Annotated in this window: 34 protein-coding genes and 1 pseudogene; 30 read left to right on the top strand and 5 right to left on the bottom strand. The window is 55.9% G+C overall.

Annotation, left to right across the window (positions count from 1 at the left end; translation table 11 throughout):
- Window positions 1-21: 21 nt before the first annotated feature.
- The 20 genes from rplD (at window position 22) to infA (ending at window position 10,489) form a co-directional block, all read left to right on the top strand.
- Window positions 22-654 carry a 50S ribosomal protein L4 gene (gene rplD, locus VB780_RS04260; RefSeq protein ID WP_323349895.1) on the top strand — a complete coding sequence of 211 codons (633 nt, stop codon included), beginning with the start codon at window positions 22-24 and terminating at the stop codon, window positions 652-654.
- The gene (locus tag VB780_RS04255) at window positions 647-952 is read left to right on the top strand and encodes a 50S ribosomal protein L23 (protein ID WP_323349894.1); all 306 of its coding nucleotides are present in this window, start codon (window positions 647-649) and stop codon (window positions 950-952) included. The genes rplD and VB780_RS04255 overlap by 8 nt, the downstream gene beginning before the upstream one ends.
- 53 nt (window positions 953-1,005) lie before the next feature.
- On the top strand, window positions 1,006-1,869 hold the full coding sequence (rplB, locus tag VB780_RS04250) for a 50S ribosomal protein L2 (protein WP_323349893.1): 864 nt from the start codon (window positions 1,006-1,008) through the stop codon (window positions 1,867-1,869).
- A gap of 62 nt (window positions 1,870-1,931) precedes the next feature.
- A complete protein-coding gene (rpsS, locus tag VB780_RS04245; RefSeq protein ID WP_323349892.1) occupies window positions 1,932-2,210 on the top strand; it encodes a 30S ribosomal protein S19 in 279 nt (92 codons plus the stop codon).
- Between the two features lie 24 nt (window positions 2,211-2,234).
- Entirely contained in the window at window positions 2,235-2,591 is a 357-nt protein-coding gene (rplV, locus tag VB780_RS04240) for a 50S ribosomal protein L22 (protein ID WP_073609630.1), read from the top strand.
- Between the two features lie 66 nt (window positions 2,592-2,657).
- Entirely contained in the window at window positions 2,658-3,392 is a 735-nt protein-coding gene (gene rpsC, locus VB780_RS04235; protein WP_323349891.1) for a 30S ribosomal protein S3, read from the top strand.
- A gap of 56 nt (window positions 3,393-3,448) precedes the next feature.
- Window positions 3,449-3,868: a 50S ribosomal protein L16 gene (rplP, locus tag VB780_RS04230; RefSeq protein WP_073609628.1), complete on the top strand. Its 420-nt coding sequence runs from the start codon at window positions 3,449-3,451 to the stop codon at window positions 3,866-3,868.
- Between the two features lie 4 nt (window positions 3,869-3,872).
- Window positions 3,873-4,145: a 50S ribosomal protein L29 gene (rpmC, locus tag VB780_RS04225; protein ID WP_323349890.1), complete on the top strand. Its 273-nt coding sequence runs from the start codon at window positions 3,873-3,875 to the stop codon at window positions 4,143-4,145.
- 16 nt (window positions 4,146-4,161) lie between these two features.
- On the top strand, window positions 4,162-4,413 hold the full coding sequence (rpsQ, locus tag VB780_RS04220) for a 30S ribosomal protein S17 (RefSeq protein WP_017297638.1): 252 nt from the start codon (window positions 4,162-4,164) through the stop codon (window positions 4,411-4,413).
- A gap of 9 nt (window positions 4,414-4,422) precedes the next feature.
- Entirely contained in the window at window positions 4,423-4,788 is a 366-nt protein-coding gene (gene rplN, locus VB780_RS04215) for a 50S ribosomal protein L14 (RefSeq protein ID WP_017297637.1), read from the top strand.
- Window positions 4,788-5,135 (top strand): 50S ribosomal protein L24, encoded by a 348-nt coding sequence (rplX, locus tag VB780_RS04210; RefSeq protein ID WP_323349889.1) that lies wholly within the window; start codon window positions 4,788-4,790, stop codon window positions 5,133-5,135. Before rplN ends, rplX begins: the two co-directional genes overlap by 1 nt.
- 64 nt (window positions 5,136-5,199) lie before the next feature.
- On the top strand, window positions 5,200-5,745 hold the full coding sequence (rplE, locus tag VB780_RS04205; RefSeq protein WP_323349888.1) for a 50S ribosomal protein L5: 546 nt from the start codon (window positions 5,200-5,202) through the stop codon (window positions 5,743-5,745).
- Between the two features lie 26 nt (window positions 5,746-5,771).
- Window positions 5,772-6,173 (top strand): 30S ribosomal protein S8, encoded by a 402-nt coding sequence (gene rpsH, locus VB780_RS04200; RefSeq protein ID WP_035991897.1) that lies wholly within the window; start codon window positions 5,772-5,774, stop codon window positions 6,171-6,173.
- A gap of 82 nt (window positions 6,174-6,255) precedes the next feature.
- A complete protein-coding gene (gene rplF / locus VB780_RS04195) occupies window positions 6,256-6,795 on the top strand; it encodes a 50S ribosomal protein L6 (RefSeq protein WP_323349887.1) in 540 nt (179 codons plus the stop codon).
- A gap of 3 nt (window positions 6,796-6,798) precedes the next feature.
- The gene (gene rplR, locus VB780_RS04190; protein WP_323349886.1) at window positions 6,799-7,158 is read left to right on the top strand and encodes a 50S ribosomal protein L18; all 360 of its coding nucleotides are present in this window, start codon (window positions 6,799-6,801) and stop codon (window positions 7,156-7,158) included.
- 66 nt (window positions 7,159-7,224) lie between these two features.
- On the top strand, window positions 7,225-7,746 hold the full coding sequence (gene rpsE, locus VB780_RS04185; protein ID WP_323349885.1) for a 30S ribosomal protein S5: 522 nt from the start codon (window positions 7,225-7,227) through the stop codon (window positions 7,744-7,746).
- Window positions 7,747-7,782: 36 nt separating this feature from the next.
- Window positions 7,783-8,229, top strand: coding sequence for a 50S ribosomal protein L15 (rplO, locus tag VB780_RS04180; protein ID WP_323349884.1), 447 nt, complete (start codon window positions 7,783-7,785; stop codon window positions 8,227-8,229).
- A 110-nt stretch (window positions 8,230-8,339) separates the two neighbouring features.
- Window positions 8,340-9,653 carry a preprotein translocase subunit SecY gene (gene secY / locus VB780_RS04175; protein ID WP_323349883.1) on the top strand — a complete coding sequence of 438 codons (1,314 nt, stop codon included), beginning with the start codon at window positions 8,340-8,342 and terminating at the stop codon, window positions 9,651-9,653.
- Entirely contained in the window at window positions 9,653-10,207 is a 555-nt protein-coding gene (locus tag VB780_RS04170) for an adenylate kinase (RefSeq protein WP_323349882.1), read from the top strand. The genes secY and VB780_RS04170 overlap by 1 nt, the downstream gene beginning before the upstream one ends.
- Window positions 10,208-10,264: 57 nt before the next feature.
- Window positions 10,265-10,489, top strand: coding sequence for a translation initiation factor IF-1 (gene infA, locus VB780_RS04165; RefSeq protein ID WP_017297627.1), 225 nt, complete (start codon window positions 10,265-10,267; stop codon window positions 10,487-10,489).
- Between the two features lie 5 nt (window positions 10,490-10,494).
- Here the strand turns inward: infA and VB780_RS04160 are convergent, their stop codons facing one another.
- Both VB780_RS04160 and VB780_RS04155 read right to left on the bottom strand, forming a co-directional pair.
- Window positions 10,495-11,538: a DUF1611 domain-containing protein gene (locus VB780_RS04160; RefSeq protein WP_323349881.1), complete on the bottom strand. Its 1,044-nt coding sequence runs from the start codon at window positions 11,536-11,538 to the stop codon at window positions 10,495-10,497.
- Entirely contained in the window at window positions 11,519-12,574 is a 1,056-nt protein-coding gene (locus VB780_RS04155; protein WP_323349880.1) for a dipeptide epimerase, read from the bottom strand. The genes VB780_RS04160 and VB780_RS04155 overlap by 20 nt, the downstream gene beginning before the upstream one ends.
- A 223-nt stretch (window positions 12,575-12,797) precedes the next feature.
- On the opposite strand from VB780_RS04155, the gene VB780_RS04150 reads away from it, so the two are divergent.
- The 8 genes and pseudogenes from VB780_RS04150 (at window position 12,798) to VB780_RS04115 (ending at window position 18,848) form a co-directional block, all read left to right on the top strand.
- Window positions 12,798-13,445 (top strand): CHRD domain-containing protein, encoded by a 648-nt coding sequence (locus VB780_RS04150; protein ID WP_323349879.1) that lies wholly within the window; start codon window positions 12,798-12,800, stop codon window positions 13,443-13,445.
- 165 nt (window positions 13,446-13,610) lie between these two features.
- On the top strand, window positions 13,611-14,195 hold the full coding sequence (locus VB780_RS04145; RefSeq protein ID WP_323349878.1) for a sigma-70 family RNA polymerase sigma factor: 585 nt from the start codon (window positions 13,611-13,613) through the stop codon (window positions 14,193-14,195).
- Window positions 14,196-14,199: 4 nt separating this feature from the next.
- On the top strand, window positions 14,200-14,973 hold the full coding sequence (locus tag VB780_RS04140; protein ID WP_323349877.1) for an anti-sigma factor: 774 nt from the start codon (window positions 14,200-14,202) through the stop codon (window positions 14,971-14,973).
- 90 nt (window positions 14,974-15,063) lie between these two features.
- The gene (locus VB780_RS04135; protein WP_323349876.1) at window positions 15,064-16,485 is read left to right on the top strand and encodes an aspartate aminotransferase family protein; all 1,422 of its coding nucleotides are present in this window, start codon (window positions 15,064-15,066) and stop codon (window positions 16,483-16,485) included.
- Window positions 16,486-16,929: 444 nt separating this feature from the next.
- Window positions 16,930-17,577 carry a DUF3386 domain-containing protein gene (locus VB780_RS04130; protein ID WP_323349875.1) on the top strand — a complete coding sequence of 216 codons (648 nt, stop codon included), beginning with the start codon at window positions 16,930-16,932 and terminating at the stop codon, window positions 17,575-17,577.
- Between the two features lie 97 nt (window positions 17,578-17,674).
- A pseudogene (locus VB780_RS04125) lies at window positions 17,675-18,208 on the top strand (TrmH family RNA methyltransferase).
- Between the two features lie 30 nt (window positions 18,209-18,238).
- The gene (locus VB780_RS04120) at window positions 18,239-18,523 is read left to right on the top strand and encodes a 2TM domain-containing protein (RefSeq protein WP_323349874.1); all 285 of its coding nucleotides are present in this window, start codon (window positions 18,239-18,241) and stop codon (window positions 18,521-18,523) included.
- 16 nt (window positions 18,524-18,539) lie between these two features.
- A complete protein-coding gene (locus VB780_RS04115) occupies window positions 18,540-18,848 on the top strand; it encodes a DUF3181 family protein (RefSeq protein WP_323349873.1) in 309 nt (102 codons plus the stop codon).
- Here the strand turns inward: VB780_RS04115 and VB780_RS04110 are convergent, their stop codons facing one another.
- Window positions 18,849-19,805, bottom strand: a complete 957-nt coding sequence (locus tag VB780_RS04110) for a hypothetical protein (protein ID WP_323349872.1) — start codon at window positions 19,803-19,805, stop codon at window positions 18,849-18,851.
- Between the two features lie 183 nt (window positions 19,806-19,988).
- Here VB780_RS04110 and VB780_RS04105 point away from each other — a divergent pair, with 183 nt between their 5' ends.
- Window positions 19,989-20,687: a response regulator transcription factor gene (locus VB780_RS04105; protein ID WP_323349871.1), complete on the top strand. Its 699-nt coding sequence runs from the start codon at window positions 19,989-19,991 to the stop codon at window positions 20,685-20,687.
- 34 nt (window positions 20,688-20,721) lie between these two features.
- Window positions 20,722-21,348, top strand: a complete 627-nt coding sequence (locus VB780_RS04100; RefSeq protein WP_323349870.1) for a Uma2 family endonuclease — start codon at window positions 20,722-20,724, stop codon at window positions 21,346-21,348.
- A 21-nt stretch (window positions 21,349-21,369) separates the two neighbouring features.
- On the opposite strand, the gene VB780_RS04095 is transcribed toward VB780_RS04100, so the two are convergent.
- Together VB780_RS04095 and VB780_RS04090 are read right to left on the bottom strand one after the other, a co-directional pair.
- Window positions 21,370-21,795: a hypothetical protein gene (locus VB780_RS04095; RefSeq protein ID WP_323349869.1), complete on the bottom strand. Its 426-nt coding sequence runs from the start codon at window positions 21,793-21,795 to the stop codon at window positions 21,370-21,372.
- 65 nt (window positions 21,796-21,860) lie between these two features.
- Window positions 21,861-22,583 carry a GUN4 domain-containing protein gene (locus tag VB780_RS04090; RefSeq protein WP_323349868.1) on the bottom strand — a complete coding sequence of 241 codons (723 nt, stop codon included), beginning with the start codon at window positions 22,581-22,583 and terminating at the stop codon, window positions 21,861-21,863.
- Window positions 22,584-22,609: the final 26 nt, after the last annotated feature.

Raw genomic sequence — 22,609 nt, 5'->3', positions numbered from 1 at the left:
TTACAGAGATAGGTTCAGACAATGGTTGAGTGCGTCGTAAAAAACTGGGAGGGCCAAGAGGCGGGCACGGCATCCCTAGATCTTCAGGTTGCCAAAGAAGAGTCTGCCTCCCACATTGTTCACCGTGCCCTAGTGCGCCAGATGAACAATGCCCGTCAGGGTACGGTTTCTACTAAGACCCGTGCGGAGGTCAGAGGCGGTGGCCGCAAACCCTGGCGTCAAAAGGGGACTGGTAGAGCTCGAGCTGGTTCTAATCGCTCTCCCCTGTGGCGTGGCGGCGGCGTTATCTTTGGCCCTAAGCCCCGTGACTACAGCGTCAAAATGAACCGCAAAGAGCGGCGGTTAGCTTTGCGCACCGCGCTCCAAGGTCGTGTGGATGACTTAGTAGTGGTTGAAGGGTTTGAGGACAAGTTCTCTCGGCCCAAAACTCGGGAGCTGCTCGATGCGATCGCTCGCTGGGGTATTGACCCCAACGCCAAAATTCTGCTGGTCATTGCCGAGCGGCAAGAGTTGGTCTACCTCTCAGCTCGTAACCTTGAGAACGTCAAGCTAATTACCGCTGTCAATCTCAATGTTCACGACCTGCTCAATGCTGACTATCTTGTCATTACATCCCCGGCCTTAGAGGCTATCCAGGAGGTTTACAGTGATTAACGCCGCCAATACCCCGTCTTTGGCTGATCTCATCCGTCGGCCCCTGATTACCGAAAAGGCCACTCTTTTGTTAGAGAACAATCAGTACGTCTTTGAGGTTGACCCTCGGGCTAACAAGCTGCAAATCAAGGCAGCGATCGAAGAATTGTTTGATGTGAGAGTTGTCTCGGTCAACACCTACAATCCTCCCAAGAAAAAGCGACGGATGGGTCGTTTTGCCGGGCATCGTGCCCACTACAAGCGTTCTGTGGTCACCTTGGCCCCCGGAAGCTCAATCCCCCTCTTCCCTGATCTCTAGAATCCAGGGTTTCACTGTTCCGACCTTTAGCCGTGTAGCCAGCAAGTACTCCCATGGGCATCCGTTCCTATCGACCTTATACCCCTGGTACTCGTGAGCGAACCGTTTCTGAGTTTGCCGAGATTACCCGTAGCGAGCCAGAGAAGTCTCTGACGCACTCCACCCATCGTCCCAAAGGGCGTAACAATCGAGGGGTAATTACCTGTCGCCACCGAGGCGGCGGTCACAAGCGCCTATATCGCGTCATCGATTTCCACCGCAATAAGCTCGGCGTGCTGGCTAAGGTCGCTTCCATTGAGTACGACCCCAACCGTAATGCGCGTATTTGCCTGCTTCATTACGAAGACGGTGAGAAGCGCTATATCCTCTGTCCCGCTGGGCTATCGGTAGGGGCAACGGTTGTTGCTGGCCCTGATGCGCCTTTGGAAGTGGGCAATGCCCTGCCTCTGTACAAAATCCCCCTGGGCACCACGGTTCACAACGTGGAAATGCAGGCCGGGAAAGGCGGACAGATGGTTCGCTCCGCTGGTACTGGTGCCCAGGTTGTGGCCAAGGAAGGTGACTATGTCACTCTCAAGCTGCCTTCAACCGAAGTGCGCTTGGTGCGTCGTGAGTGCTATGCCACCATCGGTCAGGTCGGCAATGCTGATATCCGTAACGTCAGTCTTGGCAAGGCTGGCCGTAAGCGCTGGCTGGGTCGTCGTCCTGAAGTACGCGGCAGTGTGATGAACCCGGTTGACCACCCCCACGGTGGTGGTGAAGGTCGGGCTCCCATCGGTCGCTCTGGCCCTGTAACTCCTTGGGGTAAGCCGGCTTTAGGCTACAAGACGCGCAAGAAGAATAAGGACAGTGACAAATACGTGGTACGCCGTCGCCGTCGCGTATCTAAGCGGGGCCGTGGCGGTCGTAACGCTTAGTCGGCAATTGGTTGGTGGTTCTGGATTGTGGCTGTTGTGATGTTTATGGGGGCTGAAGCACCATGTCTCGCTCGTTAAAGAAAGGGCCGTTTGTGGCCGATCATCTTCTCTCTAAAATTGAAGCCTTGAACATCAAGGGTGATAAGCAGGTGATTAAAACCTGGTCACGGGCATCGACGATTTTGCCCCAGATGATTGGTCACACCATTGCGGTGCACAACGGCCGCCAGCATGTGCCGGTCTACGTTACTGAGCAGATGGTGGGCCACAAATTGGGTGAATTTGCTCCCACGCGAACCTTTCGCGGCCACGCTAAATCCGATAAAAAAGCTCGTCGTTAGGTATTAGGTAGAGGAACTGGAGAAATGGCTGTGGATACCTCAGAGCAGGTTAAGGCGGTAGCCCGCTATGTGCGCATGTCGCCCCGTAAGGTGCGTCGGGTGCTAGACCAAATACGCGGCAAGAGCTATCGGGATGCGCTGATCATCCTAGAGTTTATGCCCTATAAAGCGTGCGAACCCATCATTAAAGTTTTGCGTTCAGCCGTAGCTAATGCTGAACACAACAATGGTCTTGACCCGGCGGGTCTGGTGGTGAGTGAAGCCTTTGCCGATGCGGGGCCCGCTCTGAAGCGTTTCCGGCCTCGGGCCCAAGGCCGAGCTTACCAAATTCGTAAGCCGACTTGCCACATCACCATTGCTGTGGCTCCTGCAGCCGAGTAGCTTGCACTGTTGATTCCATTGTTCAAACACCAGTTGCTCAAACACCAATTTCCAGAGGATTAGTTCGTGGGACACAAGATTCATCCAACCGGGTTTCGCCTTGGCATCGTTCAAGAGCACCGTTCTCGCTGGTTTGCAGAGGGCACTCGCTACCCTGATTTGCTTCAGGAAGACTATCGAATTCGCGAGTATGTTCAGAAAACTTTGAACAATGCTGGTATTGCCGATATTCGCATTGAACGGAAAGCGGATCAGATTGATCTTGAGTTGCGCACGGCTCGCCCTGGAGTAGTGGTAGGGCGCGGTGGCGCGGGTATTGAGTCTTTGCGAGCGGGCGTCCAGAAGCTGCTCAAAGACTCAAACCGTCAGATCCGCGTCAATGTGGTGGAAGTGAGCCGGGTGGATGCTGATGCAGCCTTGGTGGCCGAATACATTATTCAGCAACTCGAGCGTCGGGTCTCCTTTCGCCGGGTAGTGCGCCAGGCCATTCAGCGAGCCCAGCGTGCTGGTGTGGAGGGAATCAAAATTCAGGTGAGCGGTCGTCTGAACGGTGCAGAAATTGCCCGTACTGAGTGGACTCGGGAAGGTCGGGTGCCTCTTCACACTCTGCGGGCTGATGTTGACTATGCCTATACCACTGCTCAAACCACCTACGGGATTTTGGGTGTCAAGGTTTGGATCTTTAAGGGCGAGATTATTCCAGGCCAAGAGGACACTCCGGCTGCGGCCCCCAACGCCCAACCCCGTCGCCGTCAGCCTCGCCGTCGCCAGCAGTTTGAAGACCGCTCTAATGACGATTAGACTGTCCCCGCGTTTCCTCGATTGATTTTGACCTGTGACTTCAAGAGTGCCGATCCATGCTTAGTCCAAAACGAACTAAATTTCGCAAGCAGCACCGCGGGCGTATGCGCGGAATGGCTCAGCGGGGTAGCGATATCAACTTTGGCGATTTTGCCCTTCAAGCAACTGAGCCCTGTTGGCTCACTGCTCGTCAGATTGAGGCTGCTCGTCGCGCCATGACCCGCTATGTACGACGGGGCGGGAAGATCTGGATTCGGGTTTTTCCTGACAAGCCTGTGACCATGCGCCCGGCAGAAACCCGCATGGGTTCTGGTAAAGGCAACCCTGAGTTTTGGGTGGCTGTGGTTAAACCCGGCCGTATCGTTTTTGAGATTGCTGGGGTACCTGAAGCAACCGCTCGGGAAGCAATGCGGCTAGCTGCCTTCAAGCTGCCGTTTAAGACCAAGTTCATTGCGCGCGAAAGCAAGGAGGCATAGGTCAATGGCACTAACCAAGATTACAGAGGCGCGCAGCCTGGGCGATGAAGAGCTGCTAACTGCGATCGCTGAAACCAAGCGCGAGCTGTTTCAACTGCGGTTTCAAAAGGCCACTCGCCAACTCGATAAGCAGGTGCATCAGTTTAAGCATCTCCGTCATCGTCTGTCTCAGCTTATGACGGTTCAGCGGGAGCGCCAGCTAATTGCCCTTGCGGCGGAGGCAGAGGCTCAAGACACTGCCGTGGCAGCGGCCGCAACAGAATCGGTATCAGCGTAGGGAATAGGTGAACTAGATGGCGGTTAAAGAACGAGTGGGAATGGTCGTTAGCAACAAGATGGATAAAACCGTCGTGGTTGCCGTGGAGAGTCGCACCTCCCATCCCAAGTACGGAAAGATCGTAGTGCGAACAAAGCGCTACAAGGCTCACGATGAGGAGAACACCTGCCAGGAGGGAGACCAGGTACGTATTCTTGAGACTCGTCCCTTGAGCAGAACTAAGCGCTGGGTGGTGGCTGACATTGTTAATCGCGCAGCGGACGCATAGGGGGAAATTGTGATTCAGCAAGAATCGTATTTAAATGTGGCAGATAACAGCGGTGCTCGGAAGCTAATGTGCATCCGTGTCCTGGGTGGTAATCGCCGCTACGCCGGAGTTGGCGATGTCATCATTGCCGTTGTCAAAGATGCGCTGCCCAACATGGGTGTGAAGAAGTCGGATGTGGTAAGGGCTGTCGTTGTGCGCACTAGAAAGGGTTTGCGCCGCAGTAGCGGCATGAGCATTCGCTTTGACGACAATGCCGCTGTCATTATTAACCAAGACGGCAACCCTAAAGGTACTCGCGTGTTTGGGCCGGTAGCCCGTGAGCTGCGCGACAAAAACTTTACCAAGATTGTGTCGCTGGCACCGGAGGTTCTCTAATGGCAACAACATCGAAACAGCCCGTGCGCCACAAGGTGCATGTGCGTAAAGGCGATACCGTACAGGTGATTGCTGGACGCGATCGCGGCAAGGTGGGTGAAGTGCTGACCGTTATCCCCAAGACCAGCCAGGTGGTAGTGCAAGGCGTGAACATTCGCACTAAGCACGTTAAGCCCCAACAAGAAGGGGAGTCGGGCCAGATTGTGACCCAAGAAGCCCCCGTCCACAGCTCTAATGTCATGCTTTACTCCGAAAAGGAAAAAGTGGCCAGCCGAGTTGCCTACACCTTTACCGATGACGGGCGTAAGGTTCGGATGCTGAAAAAGACCGGTGAAATCATTGACTAAGGCTTTTAGTCTTACGATCATCCTCTAGTCCTGACCAAGCCCAGGAAAGTGATAGAAACGACCCATGACCGACCAGTTAAAGACCATATACAAAGACACCGTTGTACCTAAGCTGATGGAACAGTTTAAGTACGACAACATTCACCAAGTCCCTAAGGTTGTTAAGGTAACCGTCAACCGAGGCTTGGGTGAAGCGTCTCAGAATGCCAAAGCGCTGGAGTCTTCTCTGAGCGAACTGGCTTTAATCACCGGTCAGCGTCCGGTGGTAACCCGTGCTAAGAAGGCGATCGCAGGCTTTAAAATTCGCCAAGGCATGCCCGTAGGGATAATGGTTACCTTGCGCTCTGACCGCATGTACGCCTTTCTAAATCGCCTTATTAACCTGACCCTACCTCGCATCCGCGACTTTCGCGGCATCAGCCCTAAGAGCTTTGATGGCCGTGGCAACTACACCTTGGGTCTGCGGGAGCAATTAATTTTTCCTGAAATTGACTACGACACCATCGATCAAGTCCGCGGTATGGACATCACCATTGTGACTACCGCCAGCACCGATGAAGAAGGCCGAGCGCTACTCAAGGAATTGGGTATGCCGTTCCGTGACAACTAACACAGGTTTATACGCGTACTAGAACTATGGCTGCTAACGACACAATTGCGGATATGTTGACTCGCATCAGAAATGCGAACCTGGCGCGGCACCAAACTGTGGGTATTCCTTCTACCCGGATGACCCGGAGTATTGCAAAGGTGCTCAAGGAAGAAGGTTTCATCACTGACTATTCTGAGACCACTGTGGAAGAGCGTCCTCAGCTAGTGGTCGCCCTCAAATACAAGGGCAAGACTCGTCAGCCCATCATTCGCAACCTTACTCGCGTTAGCAAGCCCGGTTTGCGCGTGTATTCTAACCGGAAAGAGTTGCCTCGGGTGCTAGGTGGCATCGGCATTGCCATTGTCTCCACCTCTAGCGGTATCATGACCGACCGCGATGCCCGTCGTCAGGGTATTGGTGGCGAAGTGCTTTGCTATGTGTGGTAGATCGGCGAAGTAGCGATGGCGCTGGTCCACCGCTAGGCATCAAGGGCGTTATCGAGTGCTAAGGATTTAGGAGTTTTGCATCATGTCACGTATTGGCAAACGGCCAATTCCAGTCCCGGCTAAAGTGTCAATCACGATTGACGGTCAGGATATTCAGGTCAAAGGGCCCAAGGGCGAGCTGTCTCGTACCTTGCCCAGCGGGGTAGTGGTACTTCAGGACGGAGAAACTGTTCTAGTCAACCGTAAAGACGATTCACGCCTCGCTCGTGAGCGTCACGGTCTTTGCCGTACCCTAGTCGCTAACATGGTTGAGGGCGTTTCTAACGGCTATCAAAAGCGCTTAGAAATACAGGGTATTGGCTACCGGGCACAGCTGCAGGGCCGCAACCTCAACCTCAGTCTGGGGTATAGCCATCCCGTTGTGTTTGAGCCTCCCGCAGGTATTGAGTTTGTGGTTGAGAACAACACCAACGTCGTAATCAACGGCATTGATAAAGAACTAGTAGGCAACATTGCCGCTAGCATTCGGGCTAGTCGCCCCCCCGAGCCCTACAAGGGCAAGGGCGTGCGCTACGCCGGTGAACAAGTCCGACGTAAGGCCGGTAAGTCAGGGAAGAAATAAGCCATGAAAGCAAGTCGCAAAGAATTAACCCGTCGCCGCCACGTCCGTATTCGCCGCCGTGTGTTTGGCACCTCTGAACGGCCTCGTTTGGCTGTATTTCGCTCAAATCAGCATATTTATGCGCAGATTATCGACGATACAGCCCACCACACCCTTGTGGCGGCCTCAACCGTTGAGCCTGATGTTTTGAAAGATGAGTCAGGTGCTACTCAGGACTCTGCCGCCGTAGTTGGCAAGCTTGTGGCTGAGCGCGCTCTAAAGGCTGGTATCACTCAAGTTGTTTTTGACCGGGGCGGCAAGCTCTATCACGGGCGAGTAGCGGCTCTGGCCAACGCGGCTCGTGAAGCAGGCTTGAGCCTGTAAGCCAAATATGACTGTCGGATAGAGAACACCTGATTTTGCTTGATGTAAACAAGGCTGGGGAAAGGTATGGCAAATCGTCGCAAAGAAGCGCGCACCAAAGAAAAGAAAACCGATTGGCAAGAACGCGTCGTTCAAATTCGCCGTGTGACCAAAGTGGTGAAGGGAGGTAAAAAACTTAGCTTCCGCGCCATTGTGGTTGTTGGCAATGAGAAAGGCCAGGTCGGTGTCGGAGTTGGCAAAGCTGGCGACGTCATTGGCGCCGTCAAAAAAGGCGTAGCCGATGGCAAAAAACATCTGGTAGATGTGCCTCTCACACGCTCCTATTCCATTCCCCACCCCTCCAATGGGATTGGTGGCGGTGCTAAGGTGTTTATGCGCCCTGCAGCACCGGGTACTGGAGTAATTGCTGGTGGTGCCGTACGTACGGTGCTTGAACTGGCTGGGGTACGCAATGTTCTAGCTAAGCAGCTGGGTTCTAATAATCCTCTCAACAACGCTCGGGCTGCTGCGGATGCACTGGCCTCCCTCCGTACCTTTGCCGACGTGGCTGAAGAGCGTGATATTCCTGTCGAAAGTCTGTACGTTTAATTCCTTTCGGTATCGCTGTTTTTAATTTCCTCAGTTATGAGAATCAACGACGCACAACCACAAGCAGGCTCTAAACGCCGCCGTCGCCGCGTCGGTCGCGGTATTTCTGCTGGCCAGGGCGCGAGCTGTGGCTTTGGCATGCGGGGACAAAAGTCTCGTTCGGGTAGCGGTACTCGGCCCGGCTTTGAGGGTGGTCAAATGCCCCTCTACCGCCGCATTCCTAAGCTTAAGCACTTTCCTCTGGTCAACCAGAAGGAATACACCATCATCAATGTCAAAGGACTTTCTGACCTGGCGGCAGGTACGGAAGTGTCCCTTGAGTCACTGTTAGAGTCAGGCATATTGACAACTAACGATGGCCCTCTAAAGGTACTGGGCCATGGCGAAATTGGCGTGGCCCTGACCGTTAAAGCGGCAGCGTTTACTCAGTCGGCTAAGGAGAAGATTGAGCAGGCTGGCGGCACCTGGGAAGTCATCGCATAGCGAGATGCCTCGCTCATCCCTTAGACTAGGGCTGGGGATTGTAACCGTAGGGTCTACGGTTATGTGCTGCCGTCAATATATTGCTAAACGTAGGGCTGAGGTACTGTTGCATGGTCGTAAGTCGGGGTAAAAATCCAAGCGCGCAGGAAACATTTATGCAGATGGCCCAGGCCGCTGGCCTGCGTAGCCGTCTGTTAGTTACCCTAGGGCTGCTGGTGTTAGTCAGGCTAGGGATTTTTATCCCGGTGCCGGGTATTGATCGCCAGGCGTTTGCTGCGTCTATTCAATCGGGTAGTCTGGCTGGCTTTGTGGGATTCTTAGATATTTTTGTGGGGGGTGGTCTATCTGCCCTCGGTATCTTTGCCCTGGGGATTTTACCCTTCATCAACGCCTCGATTATCATGCAGCTGCTGACGGCGGCTCTTCCCCAGCTAGAGGATCTGCAAAAGAATGAAGGGGAAGCTGGGCGACGCAAGATTTCCCAGATTACTCGCTACGTAGCTTTAGGCTGGGCGATTTTGCAAAGCACTTTGCTGTCGTCCTTTTTGCTGTATCAGTTTGCACAGGTTCCTGGCCCTGCCTTTATCGCTCAGACGGTAATTGCCCTGACAGCGGGCTCAATGTTTGTGATGTGGGTGGGTGAGCTGATTACAGAGCGGGGTATTGGCAACGGGGCTTCTCTGCTGATTTTCCTCAACATTGTGTCTACCCTCCCGCGCTCTTTAGGACAAACCATTGAGCTAGCCCAGAGCGGCGATCGCGGTTTGGTGGGCGGCATCATCATCCTGATGCTGGCCTTCCTAGCGATGATTGTAGGGATTGTCTTTGTACAGGAAGGAACTCGCCGTATTCCGATTATTTCTGCCCGCCGCCAGGTGGGTCGCAAGCTCTATCTGGAGCAGAGCAACTACTTACCCCTGCGGCTGAACCAGGGTGGGGTAATGCCGATCATTTTCGCCTCTGCGGTGCTGGTGCTGCCGATTTCGCTGACGCAGTACATCACAAATCCTGGATTCAGCCAGTTTGTTAATAACTATTTGAACCCAACCTCGCTGTTCTACGTTTCGCTGTACCTAGTTCTCATTCTCTTCTTTAGCTATTTCTATTCGTCTTTGGTGATGAACCCTGACGATGTATCGCGAAACCTGAAGAAGATGGGAGCTAGTATCCCGGGTATTCGTCCCGGCAAAGCAACCACTGAGTACATCAGCCGGATTCTTAACCGATTAACCTTCTTGGGGGCTATTTTTCTCGGTATGGTGGCCGTGGTGCCTAGTGCTGTAGAGAGCTTGACTCGGGTGCAGACCTTTCGGGGGTTTGGAGCTACTTCTTTGCTGATTTTGGTAGGTGTTGCCATTGATACCGCCAAGCAGATTCAAACCTACGTAATCTCCCAACGTTACGAAGGGATGGTGAAGCAGTAGTGACTCGACTTATTTTTCTGGGTCCGCCGGGGGCGGGCAAGGGAACTCAGGCTTTGCTGCTGGCTAAGGACTGTGAAGTCCCCCATATCTCTACCGGGGATATTCTGCGATCGGCGGTGGCGGCGGGGAGTGAGCTAGGCCAAAAGGCAGAGCAGTACATGAGTGCTGGGGAGCTTGTGCCCGATGACCTGATTCTGGACTTGATTCAGGAACGCTTGGCTCAGGAGGACACTCAGAAGGGCTGGCTGCTCGATGGGTTTCCTCGCAATGTGCCCCAGGCCGAGTTTTTGCAGAAGCTGCTGGAGCAAATTGAGCAGCCTGTTGACTTTGTGGTCAATCTAGATGTTGAAGACGATGTGATTGTGGCCCGCTTGCTGCAGCGGGGCCGTGACGATGACGAAGAGTCGGTAATTCTCAATCGGCTTGAGGTGTATCGTCAGCAAACTGAGCCGCTGATTGATTTTTATCGCAGTCGCCAGCAGTTGGTTTCGGTAGATGGGAATCAGACTATGGACGTAGTTCATGCCGACCTAAAGCGTCTGGTGATAGAGTAGCCGCTGCGGTTATGCTAGAGTTCAGCCTGTTGATTGTGTACTGAGGGAGAGTTCAGCTTGTCTAAGCAAGACCTAATTGAAATGGAGGGCACCATTACTGAGTCGTTGCCGAACGCGATGTTTCGGGTCGATTTGGATAATGGGTTCAATGTGCTAGCCCACATTTCTGGGAAGATTCGTCGTAACTATATCAAGATTTTGCCGGGCGATCGCGTCAAGGTAGAGCTTACCCCCTACGACCTCACCAAGGGGCGCATTACTTATCGTCTGCGCAAAAAGTAGTCCGGTTAGGCCAAGATTGGTACCAATAGTTTGTCGGCCCCTGTGCGGAAAATATCTGCGCAGGGAAGTTTTGTTTGGGCTTCGGTTAACTGAATGGCAGCCTCGGCGGCTTCTACGGTGAGATGGCCGGTGTTGAGGGCGATCGCCACCACCTTAGCCGGATAAAATGCCCCCGCCGCTGTCGCCACCTGTTCATATAGCGCTACTACGCTGGGCAGGTCGGGGATTTTAACGGCGGGGAAATTGTGAATATGGGTTTGCCCAGCTCGATGCACCAGCACCAGGTGGGTGGGCTGGGTGCCGCGCAGCAGGGGCAGTGTAGCCGTGGAAGCCGGGTTGAGGAGCGATCCCTGACCTTCCACAAAAATGAAGTCGTAGTCGGTGCCGTAGCGCATCACCTGTTGCTCGACGGCACCTGAGGCGTAATCAACCCGTACGGCATCTAAAGCGACGCCGTCATCTCCCAGCATGAGGTTGGTTTGCCCGGTAGCAATTACCTTAGAGCGTAGCCCTCGCTGAAGGCAGGCGCGGTGTAGCTCTAGGGTGGCGGACATTTTACCCACTGACATATCGGTACCCACGGTCAAGATACGTTTGCAGGCTAGCTGACTGGCCTGCCCGGAGCCCACTGTGAGACCTTCAGGTTCTTTGCGCACGTCCCACACCCACTGGTAGTCCCGCAACCAGGGTTGGAGGGCAGGGTGGTCGGCCATGGGAGTGTGGAGGCCATTGACAATGCTCAATCCCGCTTTGACGGCCTGTTCAATTTCTCGGAACCAGGGATCGGGTAGCTTGCCGCCAGAGGGAGCGATGCCGATCGCCAGCACGTCTGGGGTGAAGGTGAGCGCCTCAGTCAAGGATGCAACCACCGGAATGGGCTTGTCGATGCCGGTGAGGTCGTGGAGCGATCGCCCCGCCGCCTGGTAATCAATTACCGCCACAATGGGCGACTGACTAAAGCGCAACAGGGCTAGCCCCGTCTTGCCCATGGTGCTCTGGGTGCCTTCGTGCATGAGCAGGGCAATGCGGCTATCGGGCTTGAGGTACATAGCTAAGTCCAAGTCCTGGGTGGGCAGAGGGGAGAAGGCGTCCGTCAGATAGAGTCAGGCCGGTGAAGGGGTCGTCACGCAGATTGAGGTGGCTGTCGAGGTCGAGGTAGTCGGCTAGAGGGGAGATTTGGGCTATGGCCCCATTCGCTAGGCTGCTGTCGGAATAGCAGCCAAACATGACCTGAAGACCGCAGGCCCGCGCGGTGTGGATCATCCTCAGCGCCTCGGTTAGCCCCCCGGCTTTCATCAGCTTAATGTTAATGCCATCGACTAAATTCGTTAGGCATGGAATATCGGCACTGTTGAAGCAGCTCTCATCGACAAAAATTGGTATTGGAGACTGCTGCTTGAGCTGGGCCAGATCGGCATCCTGATCCACGGGCAGGGGTTGCTCTAGGTGGGTAACGCGGCGATCGCCGAGCCAATGCGCCATGTGCTTGGCTTCGTCTAGACTCCAGCCGCCGTTGGCATCGACGCTGAGGCTGACGGTTGCGGGGATATGGTCGGACAGAGCCTGGAACATGGCTTGATCGGCGGCGATGCCCTGGGGACTACCGAGCTTGATTTTAAGGGCGCGGGCCGAGGTCTGCTGTAGCCAATCCTGCGATCGCTGCCGGGCGGCCTCGGGGGACGAAATCCCGACGGTGACGGAGGTGGGCTGAATGTGGTCTAGTGCGAGCCCCAGCAGCCGCCAGATCGGTTGGCCGGTGGCTTTGCCACACCAGTCCCACAGGGCGACATCCAGCGCGGCGCGGGTGGCAGAGTGAAGCGATAGGGGGGCGATCGCGGCTTCAATGGCCTGGCGATCGAAGGGATGGTAGGACGTTAGACGGCTCTGCACCTGAGCGATGTCTGCCGTGAGCATCGCCAGGGTTTGCCGGTGGGTGCCAATGGAAAAAGGCGCGGCTTCGCCCCAGCCCTCTAGGCCTTCGGCCCTGAGCCGCAGCCAAAGATTGGTCGATTCAGCCGTGGTGCCGCGACTGATGGTGAGAGGGACGCGCTTATGGACGGTAAACGGTTGGTAGGTCAGTTCCATGGGAAATTTGCTAGCTCAGGGGCGAACAGGTACTTCAACCCTATAGCGCTTTGAGGGGATGTTTGGGCGATCGGCCTAACGCCAGCGGAGCGGTTGGGTTGGGCATCACTGGGCTTACCGACCCAGCCTACAATGCCTGCATCCAATTGGTAGAGTGTTGCGTACCGGGTATGAGTCTTCCATCAGGAGACCGCTAGCCGTTTGTTGGATAAATTCAAGCACTATGTTTAGAGAACGAAAGAATCTGCGCAATGGCTTAATTGCCCTAGCCACCTGTCTGTTTGTAACCGTGCTGTACTCCCCTGTCATGGGTCGGGTGATGGCTCAGGCCCCCGCCGCTGTTTCAGCCGCTTCCTGGTCTACTGCCTCCAGTGACACCTTTGCCCTGGGAGAACAGATTGATGCTAACCTGACGGCGGCGACGGCCCCCCTATTGGCCCAGGGTTTGAATGAACCCATCGTGACCTACATCGCCATGCTCAGCGGCCAAAATGTTGTGCCCAAAGCTGCCATGACCGATGCCCGGGGCGTTGTCGGAGCAGCTTTGTCGGGCAACCGCCTGGTGGTGCGCGGCAGCTTTCGTGAGCTGACCAGTGCCCCGCGCGACTATGCCACCGACCCGCTCGATCCGCCCAACCCCAGTATTACTTCGGCGTTTCATGTCCACCAGGGCAGCCCCAGCGAAAATGGGCCGTTCCAGTACGCGCTGGATGTCACCCTAAATGCCAACGGCCGAGGCGGCAGCGCCATGGGTGACTATACCCTCACGCCTGAGCAGCTTCAGGCGCTGCAAAACGGCATGCTGTATGTCGACTTCCACACCACTCGCTACCGAGCTGGTGAACTGCGCGGCATTCTGATGCCGGCTTAGGCTAAGGCGATGCTCTCGATCTCGGTCGGGCCGTAGCTGGAATCGGTGACGGCCCGCTGGGATGGCAATAGACACAAATCATGGCATTGTATAGAAAGTGACTGCGGTACAATCGCGCCCTGGCTTAGCAGCCATGACAGGGATAGTGTCTAAGCATCCGGCAATATGGATTTTGAGCAACTGACCTCGGCTGGCGCTGGCACTCCCACAGATGCGAGGCTGTGGTTGGCCCTCAAGGCGGGGCAAACCAGCGCCCTAGGGACTCTGTACGATCGCCATGGTGGCTTGGTCTATGGCATTGCCCTCAAAGTTCTGGGCCACGCCCAGGAAGCCGAGGATCTGACCCAGGATATTTTTGTCAAGCTGACCCACTCGACAGCCTATGACCCCCAACGGGGTTCGTTTCGCACCTTCTTGGCGATTCTGACGCGATCGCGCGCCATTGACCGTCTGCGATCGCGTCAGGTGGCTCGGGCCTCGGTGGAACGGCTGAAGTCGACCCAGGTGACTTCCCCAGCCCACACCCCCGCTGATGCTCTAGCCCAGACCGAGCGAACCCAAGAGGTGCAGGCTGCTTTAGCCCAGCTATCTGAAAGCCAGCAGACAATTTTGCGCCTAGCCTACTACGAAGGGCTGTCTCAGTCCACCATTGCCGAACAGCTTGACACCCCCCTGGGCACTGTTAAAACTCACTCTCGCCGGGGCTTGCTGAAGCTCCGGCAACTTCTCCAAGAGCACTGGGGTCAATAGCCTTATGACCGGGTCGATTTCACCAGAACAATTGCAGCATTTGCTGGCGGGCTACGTCCTCTACGACCTCAGCGCCGAAGAGTCGACGACCCTGGCGGAACTGCTGGCGACAAATCCTGCTCTACAGCGCGATATTGACCAGCTTCAGCAGGCGCTGGAAATGGTCTATGACGGCGATCCAGGGAGCTCACCCGTCCATTTGAGGGCGGCTTTGCTGCAATCTGCTTCAAAGTTGGCTGAGTCTAAGTCCGACTCGGTCAGCGCAACGCCGCTGTCTACTCCGTTGCTGCGGCCTCGCCGCTGGGGAGGTTTTTGGGGGGCAGCGGCAGCGGCCTTAATTGCCGGCCTCAGCGTGAGTAACCTGCTGCTCTGGCGCACGCTACAGCTTGAGCGCGCCAGCCAGCCGGACGGTGAAACCTTAACCATTGCCCTGGGTTCCCCAGAGGACGATGGGCCGGGGCAGGCGCAGGTGGTGATCAACCCCGACACCCTGGCAGGCTCGCTCACCGTAGAGAACTTGCCTCCTCTAGAGCCGGGCAGCGTCTACGTGCTGTGGACGGTGGTAGATCCTAATGCCACTGCAACGGTAGATCAAAAAAATGCAATTCTCACTACCGTATTCACCGTAGATGAGCAGGGTCAGGTGTCACAGCCCATTGATCTGCCGCCCGTGTACCGTCGCGATCGCGATCTGGTGCGGGCCGTAGCCATCACCAAAGAAGATGCCGCCGATCCCCAGGCGCACCTGTCAGCCCCTTTGCTGATACAGCTCCTGTAGAAACTCAGGTTCCTCTGGCCTAGGCGCGAGCATTGGCGAGATAATCAGAGCCATAGATCACGCTAGAGGTGTACGTTGGCTCCATCGGTTTTGCCTGCTACCGCGTTCATCGACCCCCAGGGCCACAACCGAGCGGCGATCGCAGCGGTGTTGCAGCAGGTGGTTGAGCAGATTCTCGACTACTCCACGGGGGCGGGGAATCACGTCCCGCTGCCTGCGGTAAAAGACTTTGATTTTGGCGGTATTCCCGCCCAGCCGACGGCGATCGCCCCCCTGCTGTCATCCCTGGGCGACCTCATGGCTCAGTCGATGAACCCAGCCCACCCCGGCTATATGGGCCACATGGACCCCTTGCCCAGCACGGCTTCTATTGTGGGCGACTGGGTGGCGGCAGCCCTCAACAACAATATGCTGAGTGTCGAAATGTCGCCCGCTCTGTCGCGGCTAGAGCCGCTGCTGCTGGCCGAATTGGCCCAGATGTTTGGGCTAGGGGAACGGGCCGGGGGGCTGCTGGTCAGCGGCGGCAGCCTGGCCAACTTGCAGGCGCTCACCGTGGCTCGCAACGTAAAACTGGACTGTTTACGGCAGGGATTGGCCGGAGGGCCGCCGCCGGTAATCTTGGCCTCGGAGATGGCTCACACTTCGATTCAAAAGGCGGCGATGGTGCTGGGGCTGGGGCTGGAGGGAGTGGTGCTGGTGCCCACGAACACCCAGGCTCAAATGGATGCAGCGGCCCTGACCGAGACAATTCAGGGGGCGATCGCCCGCGGGCAGCGACCCTTTGCGGTGGTGGCGACAGCGGGCACCACCGTCACCGGCAACATCGACCCGCTGCCCGCAATCGCCCGCATCGCCCAAGCCTACGGGCTGTGGTTCCATGTGGATGCGGCCTACGGCGGGGCGATCGCCTTTTCGCCCGAGCACCGTCATCGGCTGGCGGGAATTGAGCAGGCCGATTCCGTCACCTTCAACCCGCAGAAGTGGCTGTACGTCACCAAAACCTGTGCCTCAGTGCTGTTTCGCAATCTAGACTTGCTACAAAGCCACTTTCGGGTGTCGGCCCCCTACATGAACAGCGAAGCCGACTGGGTCAACCTGGGGGAACTGTCGGTGCAGGGTACGCGCCACGGCGATGTGCTCAAGCTTTGGCTCACCCTTCAGCATCTGGGCAAGGCGGGCTGCGCCGAACTGATTGAGGCCAGCTACGCGCTGACCGACCATTTTGTGGCTCAGGTGCGCCAGCGACACTACCTCGAACTGGCCAGCGACCCCGAAATGAACCTGGTCTGCTTTCGGGGCTGTCCGGCAGAACTGCCGCCCGACCAGTGGGATGCCTGGAATGTTGATCTGCAAAAGTATCTGTTGAGCCAGCACCAAACCTTTTTGTCGGTGCCGGGGTTGCGAGGGCAGCGCTGGCTAAAGGCGGTGCTGCTCAACCCATTTACCACGACGGCTCAGGTCAGCGAGCTATTTTTGGCAATTGATCAGTACGCAGGTAGGGCGGCAGGGTAACGGTGCGATCGCCCGCTGATTTACCCAAAACCAGTTATCCACAGACAGCCAAAAAACTGTGGATAACTTACGATTTTCGCAATTTAAGAAAATAATTGGTGTTAAAAGCCCTGACTCTACAGGCCTTTTAGCGTATTAATTAAAACTGATGCCCAAGATCGGCCTGTGGAAAACCATGGCTAAACTTAGCGCTAAATAATCAGTTACCTAACCCGCAACTGCGGCAGCACTGACGCGAGTTAAGCGAATCGGACTCCCATTGTAGGGAAGCGACTTCGGCTGCACGGTAAACCACGATACATTTCTTTGTAATTGATAGTTGCCGCTAGCCATCCTCACGCCCAGCTGGGGGCTAGACGAAGACTAAAATCGGTATGCTAGAGAAGTCCCTGCACAGCGGCAGAATGCTGACTGTGCAAAAACCTACCCAGGAGACTTTTTTTAATGGTTGGAACTCAACTCGCGGCACGAGACTTTTTTCGCGCCGCCTACGAAAACCGCTACACCTGGGACGCAAATTTCCCTGGCTATACCGCTGATGTTACCTTCACCCACAATGGCCAGACCTACAACGGCCAGGCCAAAATCAGCGCTGACCTCAAGCTTGAAGTGACCGGCATTGCCGATGAGGCGGCTCAGAAAATGGTGCACGGCCAGCTGTTTGAGGTCTCCATTCACCGGGTGCGGCGCGAGTTTGAAGACTCCCACGGCAACAATACCTTCCGCTATGGCGAGACTCTGGCCGATGGGTCAGTGGAAATTCTCATGGGCGGCAAGGCTGAGGGCGATCGCTACCAGCTCAAAGATAATGAAGTGTCGATGGTGCACCGCCACATCCACGGCGTCGTGGTAACCATTCACACCTACAGCAGCCACGACACTGGGTCAGGCTACCTATCGCACCGCTACGATTCGGTTTACCACGACCCCAAAACCGGCGAGCAAAAGGGCGGTCTCAGCGATTTTGAAGACGAATACACCGAAGTGGGCGGCTACTACATTCTCTCTCGCCGTACCATCGAAACCGGTGTTGACGACGACACCGATAAGCAGGAGTTTGTGTTTTCTAACATCGCGCTGATCAAAGCGTAAAAATTGTCTCCATCTGGTAGATGATGGCTCCTCACCCGTGCTGCCTGGGCAGCACGGGTTTTCATTAATCTCAGGTTTGCGCGCATCGGGATTATCCATGGCGCTATTTCGTAACCAATATCCAGATTTGCCCCGCCACCCTTTGGTGGTGTGCGCCTCTTTGGTCGAAAACCCCATGAATTTGGGCATGCTGTGCCGCACCGCCGAAGCCTTTCGCCTGGAGTCTCTGGTGTTGAGCGGTTTAGCGCTGACTCAGAATCGCAAGTTTCGCCAAGTGGCGGTGGCGACCTACCAATGGCAGCCCGTGGTGGAATGCGCTGTGGAGCAGCTACCCCAGTGGCTGGCGGAGCGACGGCGGCAGGGCTACAGCCCCATTGCCCTAGACCTTTAACCCCAGGCTACGCCTCTGCCTGAGACGCGCTTTCCTGAGCGTGCGGTACTGGTGTTGGGGCGAGAGCTGACGGGCATTTCCCCAGTGGTGGCGGCGGCCTGCGACCAAGCGGTAGCGATCCCGCAGTACGGGGTGGTGCAGTCGCTCAATGTGCAGACGGCGGCGGCGCTGGCGATATATGCCTACCTTAGCCAGTGGGGAATGGCCCCGCGCCTTTCGCCCCCTGCACCTTTAGAATGAAGGGTGTAGCGTAATTGTGATATTTGGCCTATGCCGCCCCGTTGGCCCCGTAAACCCACCCGAGAAGACCCCGCCTACCGCAAGCTAGAAGACCGAATTAACTTTGCGGTGCATGTGGCGGCGTTTACCGCCGTCAACTCTGGGCTGTGGTTTTTTCATACCCTGGACCCGGAGTGGGTGCCCTGGGTCAGTAAGGTCACCCTGACCTGGCTGCCTGTTTTATTGGCCAACGCTGTGTATATTTTTGCGATCGCAGACTACTCCCCTGCGCCCCTCTCGCCCACCGCTGACCCTGACCCCAACGCAGAGCCCTAGATGGAGAACCAAAGCCATGTCTGATGCCTCTACCGCCCGCGCCATAGAATCCCTCGCCGCCACCATTGGCGATAAGGTGTATCTCGATGTGGCCAAGTGGCACCTGTATTTGGGCGATGCCAAACTGCACACCCCCCTGGCCGAAAAGCTGTATCCCTTAGTCGCTGGCGACAAGGTGACCGAATCTACCGTAACCGATATCTTGACCAGTACGTCGGTGGCCATTGGCGGTGGGCAAAAAACCGTCACCCTGGCCGATTTAATCCCACCTGCGGGCAAGGCCGATCTGCTGGAGGCGATCGCCGACTACCAGCGCGACCTGTAGCTACCGCCGCTCGGGCCGACGAATGGGGTGCTCTGGGGGGATGTCATCCTCGGGCCACAGCTCCATGGCATCCACATCGATGGTGGGCACCTTATCGTCGCGCAGATTTGGCCCTTGGGGCAGCCCGGCAGTGACATCGCCGACCGCCTCACGTAGCTGATTGCGCAGACCGCGCGTGCGTTTTTTGACGCTGCCCAGCAGGCCGCCAAGCTTGTCTTGGGCCTCGGCCTGAAGCTTTTGGCGACGATCTTGGGCTTCGGTTCCCAGCTTTTGGCGACCTTCCTGAAACTGTTCATTCACCTGATCGCGCATGGTTTGGGTGCCCTTGACGGCGGCATCCCATCCCCGGCGAGGGTCGGGCATTTTGTCGAGGGGAATGCGATCGAGGGGGATGCGATCGAAGGGCGATCGCGTAGCTGCTGGCTCCGGGGGCTGGGGTAATCCTTCTCGCACTAGGGGTGCACTACGCAGCGCGGCATCTTCGGCCATCATGCGGCGGCGTCCGGTGCTGATCACCGCGATCGGGTCGATGGCGTAAACGCCGGGGGCTAGGGCGCTGGTGACTTCAGGAATAAACAGGTATTCCAGAATATTGCCGGTGGTGGGGTCAAAGCGGTAGTCGGTGAGCTGGCCGATGCGATCGCCGTGGTCTGACCACAGCTCGACTTCCCCCAGGGGCAGACAGTCTTGCAAATGCTCGTCAATGGCCTCGACTCGCGCCCCGGCCTTGACCACCACCCCATCGCGCCCGATAGAGCCAATCTGAGACCACAGAAACCTGCGGCTTTGACGGTTCAACAGCCCGCCAGCACTACAGCCAATCCCCCTGACCTGGTGGGTGCGCCCATTCACCCAAATTTCGGCAATGGGGCCAAACTCCTCGGCGGTGTCGAGGTTAATGGCCAGGCGGTGGAGCAACTCGCTCTTCAGCATGCCCTGGGAAAATGCCCCGTCCATAAATCAGCACTCCTACGATCGCTAGCCCAGGCCCAAATGCGTCTTTGACCTGGATGGGGTCTGTCTTTAATGGTAGTCGATCGCAATCTAGGACTGTCTTAGCCTGCCTTCTGGGAGGTAACTGATTCTGCCTTTACAATTACACGTTAAAGTGAGCATGAATAGGTCATCTGGGGCGATGTTATGTCTGAGCAAACCGGGAATATCTTACTGGTAGACGATGAGCCAGGTCTGCGCGAGGCGGTACAAGCCTACCTAGAAGACAGCGGTTTTACAGTGCGGGCCGCCAGCAACGCCAAAGAAGGCTGGGATCTGCTGCAACAGGAGACCCCCGACGTGCTGATCTCCGACATTATGATGCCCCAGGTCGATGGCTACGCCTTTTTGGCTCAGGTGCGCGACGACATTCGCTTTAAGGGCCTACCAGTGCTGTTTTTGACGGCGCGGGGCATGACCAGCGATCGCATTCACGGCTACAACGCGGGCTGCGATGCCTACCTCTCGAAACCCTTCGACCCCGAAGAACTGGTGGCGGTGGTCACCAATCTGATCGGACGCCGCGCTGCCCAAACTATTGCCGATGGCGACCTCCCCGATATTGCCGTTATGGCTCGCCAAATCGAAGAAATCAAAGCCATGCTGACCCAAAAGGGCGGCATCGCCAAGGTGGCCTCTGACATTCGCATTGACCTCACCCCCCGCGAGCAGAGCGTGCTTGACCTGGTAGCCGAGGGGCTGATGAATAAAGAAATCGCCAGCCGCCTGGAAACCAGCGTGCGCAATGTGGAAAAGTACGTCAGCCGCCTGTTTAGCAAAACCGGCACCAACAGCCGCACAGAACTGGTACGCTTCGCCCTAGAACACGGCATGGTGACGACTTGATAGGCTAGAGATACTGATGGCACCGAGGTAAATTGTGGCTGTTGCGATCGCTCAACCCATCCAGCCGAAGCCCGTTAGCTTTGACGAATTTCTAGCTCGCTATGGTGGCGATAACCGCTACGAATTGATCGATGGCGAGGTGTTCGATTTGGAACCCACCGGCCCCCATGAGGAAGTTGCTGCTTTCATTACCGCAAAGCTCTGCGTGCAGATTGATGGGCTGGGGTTACCTTGGTTTGTGCTTCAGCGAGGGCTATTGCGCCCGTCTAACAGCGGTATGACAGCCTTTCGCCCTGACGTTGCGATCTTCGATCGCAACGAGCTTTCTCAAGAGCCGCTTTGGGCTGAGCAGTCGATTTTGACGTTGGGTAGCTCAGTTAAGTTTGTGGCGGAAGTGGTGAGCGGCAACTGGCAAAATGACTATGCTCGTAAAGTTGAGGACTATGCCGTTTTAGGCATTCCAGAGTATTGGATTGCCGACTATGCAGGGTTGGGGGGTACTCGACACATTGGCAAGCCTAAGCAACCGACTCTCTCAATTTGTACATTGGTCAATGGAGAGTACGAAATTCAGCAGATTCAAGGCAACCAAACAGTTGTTTCGATTACTTTTCCAGATTTGATACTGACGGCTGACCAGATTTTGAACGCTGGTCGGTAAAAATATAGCGCTCAGAAATGCTCATGCTGGAACAGGTAGGTCAGCTAAGGCAGAAATTTTCTCGCCTCGCCAGCGAAGCAGCGACCAGGCGTAGGCTTTACGCAGCATCAGATGATCGGCGGATTGCCTGAGAGCAGAGAGTTCTTGCCGTTCTTCGGGGGTGAGTAACTCGGCTTCGTTTTTTTGCAGGAGTTCGATGTGGCGATCGCGCTGTGCTGGCTCGCTCTGGGCTTGGGCGATCGCATATAGCTCTTCCACACTCAGCCCCTGCATAGTCAGCAGTTCGGTCTGCAACTCTGGTGGGGCATTATCGACAGAGGGTGGCAGGTTACTCAGCACGCTCTGAGCCACCAGCGCCTCGATCGATTGATGGGTAGCAGCCGCAATTCGCATCAGTTGTCGCATTACTGGTTCTGGCAGATCGATGGTAATTTGCTGGGTGCTCATAGTAATTGGTAAGAGGAGGCTGTGCAATATGTTTTGAGATCGAGCTGGAGCCTACAGGCTAAAGTTTATAAGTCTTTGTGCGAGATAAGAAAAAACCATACCCACCAACCCGTTCCACCCTCAACCTCACCATAAGCCAACCCACAAATAGCTGGAAATTCTCCTGGAGGAGAATTTTTGAGATCGTAGGTTAGGCTGGAGTAGCTCACGTAAGCATTTCTTTTTCGCCAACCCACACGACGGCAAAATTCATGCCAGATCTTATTGCCGGGGTAGTTTCCGTCGAGTTTGGCACCGCATTCTACATAAATGCGCCTTTGCACGCTAAAACCCCATTTGCCTTCACTGCAGTTGACCCACAACGCATCAATCGTTCGCAGATCGGCACTAGGGAAACTCAAGACTTCTGCTGGTCGTATCCGGTCATTTTCTGATCGCCCGACAGCTTCTAGCATGCGACGGTCTGTTTCTTGGTCGGCTTCCTTCCATTTGCCAGCTTTTAACAAATCATGGAGTTTATGATAATCAACTCCTTTCTCAGAGCTGAGGTCATTTTCTGGAACAGCTTGAGAGGGTATAGGTTTTTGTGCTGGGGTGGCAGAGGTGAATGTGGGCGGAGCCCATCCTACGGGGGCGAGGTCTGCAGAGATGGGCTCTCCTGCTATGTCCTGAAGGGATAGAGATTTAGCAGTTGAGGGAAAGTTCGAGAAATAGGGGCGTAGCGTATCGAAAAAGCGAGCTGGGGGGAGTTTTCCACCAGCCACATCTACCGACTGAATGGCTGCCATGGAGAGCCAACGGCGACCCTCTAGCA

This window comes from Leptolyngbya sp. CCNP1308 (genome assembly GCF_034932455.1).
GTDB lineage: Bacteria > Cyanobacteriota > Cyanobacteriia > Phormidesmidales > Phormidesmidaceae > Nodosilinea.
Note: the sequence above shows the minus strand (reverse complement) of the source record. Positions and strands in the feature narration are given on the sequence as shown.

Coding starts and splice junctions, on each gene's coding strand:
- rplD (WP_323349895.1), top strand. CDS start 22: ATGGTTGAGTGCGTCGTAAAAAACTGGGAGGGCCAAGAGGCGGGCACG.
- rplB (WP_323349893.1), top strand. CDS start 1,006: ATGGGCATCCGTTCCTATCGACCTTATACCCCTGGTACTCGTGAGCGA.
- rpsS (WP_323349892.1), top strand. CDS start 1,932: ATGTCTCGCTCGTTAAAGAAAGGGCCGTTTGTGGCCGATCATCTTCTC.
- rplV (WP_073609630.1), top strand. CDS start 2,235: ATGGCTGTGGATACCTCAGAGCAGGTTAAGGCGGTAGCCCGCTATGTG.
- rplP (WP_073609628.1), top strand. CDS start 3,449: ATGCTTAGTCCAAAACGAACTAAATTTCGCAAGCAGCACCGCGGGCGT.
- rpmC (WP_323349890.1), top strand. CDS start 3,873: ATGGCACTAACCAAGATTACAGAGGCGCGCAGCCTGGGCGATGAAGAG.
- rpsQ (WP_017297638.1), top strand. CDS start 4,162: ATGGCGGTTAAAGAACGAGTGGGAATGGTCGTTAGCAACAAGATGGAT.
- rplX (WP_323349889.1), top strand. CDS start 4,788: ATGGCAACAACATCGAAACAGCCCGTGCGCCACAAGGTGCATGTGCGT.
- rplE (WP_323349888.1), top strand. CDS start 5,200: ATGACCGACCAGTTAAAGACCATATACAAAGACACCGTTGTACCTAAG.
- rpsH (WP_035991897.1), top strand. CDS start 5,772: ATGGCTGCTAACGACACAATTGCGGATATGTTGACTCGCATCAGAAAT.
- rplF (WP_323349887.1), top strand. CDS start 6,256: ATGTCACGTATTGGCAAACGGCCAATTCCAGTCCCGGCTAAAGTGTCA.
- rplR (WP_323349886.1), top strand. CDS start 6,799: ATGAAAGCAAGTCGCAAAGAATTAACCCGTCGCCGCCACGTCCGTATT.
- rpsE (WP_323349885.1), top strand. CDS start 7,225: ATGGCAAATCGTCGCAAAGAAGCGCGCACCAAAGAAAAGAAAACCGAT.
- rplO (WP_323349884.1), top strand. CDS start 7,783: ATGAGAATCAACGACGCACAACCACAAGCAGGCTCTAAACGCCGCCGT.
- secY (WP_323349883.1), top strand. CDS start 8,340: ATGGTCGTAAGTCGGGGTAAAAATCCAAGCGCGCAGGAAACATTTATG.
- VB780_RS04160 (WP_323349881.1), bottom strand. CDS start 11,538: ATGTACCTCAAGCCCGATAGCCGCATTGCCCTGCTCATGCACGAAGGC.
- VB780_RS04155 (WP_323349880.1), bottom strand. CDS start 12,574: ATGGAACTGACCTACCAACCGTTTACCGTCCATAAGCGCGTCCCTCTC.
- VB780_RS04150 (WP_323349879.1), top strand. CDS start 12,798: ATGTTTAGAGAACGAAAGAATCTGCGCAATGGCTTAATTGCCCTAGCC.
- VB780_RS04145 (WP_323349878.1), top strand. CDS start 13,611: ATGGATTTTGAGCAACTGACCTCGGCTGGCGCTGGCACTCCCACAGAT.
- VB780_RS04140 (WP_323349877.1), top strand. CDS start 14,200: ATGACCGGGTCGATTTCACCAGAACAATTGCAGCATTTGCTGGCGGGC.
- VB780_RS04130 (WP_323349875.1), top strand. CDS start 16,930: ATGGTTGGAACTCAACTCGCGGCACGAGACTTTTTTCGCGCCGCCTAC.
- VB780_RS04120 (WP_323349874.1), top strand. CDS start 18,239: ATGCCGCCCCGTTGGCCCCGTAAACCCACCCGAGAAGACCCCGCCTAC.
- VB780_RS04115 (WP_323349873.1), top strand. CDS start 18,540: ATGTCTGATGCCTCTACCGCCCGCGCCATAGAATCCCTCGCCGCCACC.
- VB780_RS04110 (WP_323349872.1), bottom strand. CDS start 19,805: ATGGACGGGGCATTTTCCCAGGGCATGCTGAAGAGCGAGTTGCTCCAC.
- VB780_RS04105 (WP_323349871.1), top strand. CDS start 19,989: ATGTCTGAGCAAACCGGGAATATCTTACTGGTAGACGATGAGCCAGGT.
- VB780_RS04095 (WP_323349869.1), bottom strand. CDS start 21,795: ATGAGCACCCAGCAAATTACCATCGATCTGCCAGAACCAGTAATGCGA.
- VB780_RS04090 (WP_323349868.1), bottom strand. CDS start 22,583: ATGGCAGCCATTCAGTCGGTAGATGTGGCTGGTGGAAAACTCCCCCCA.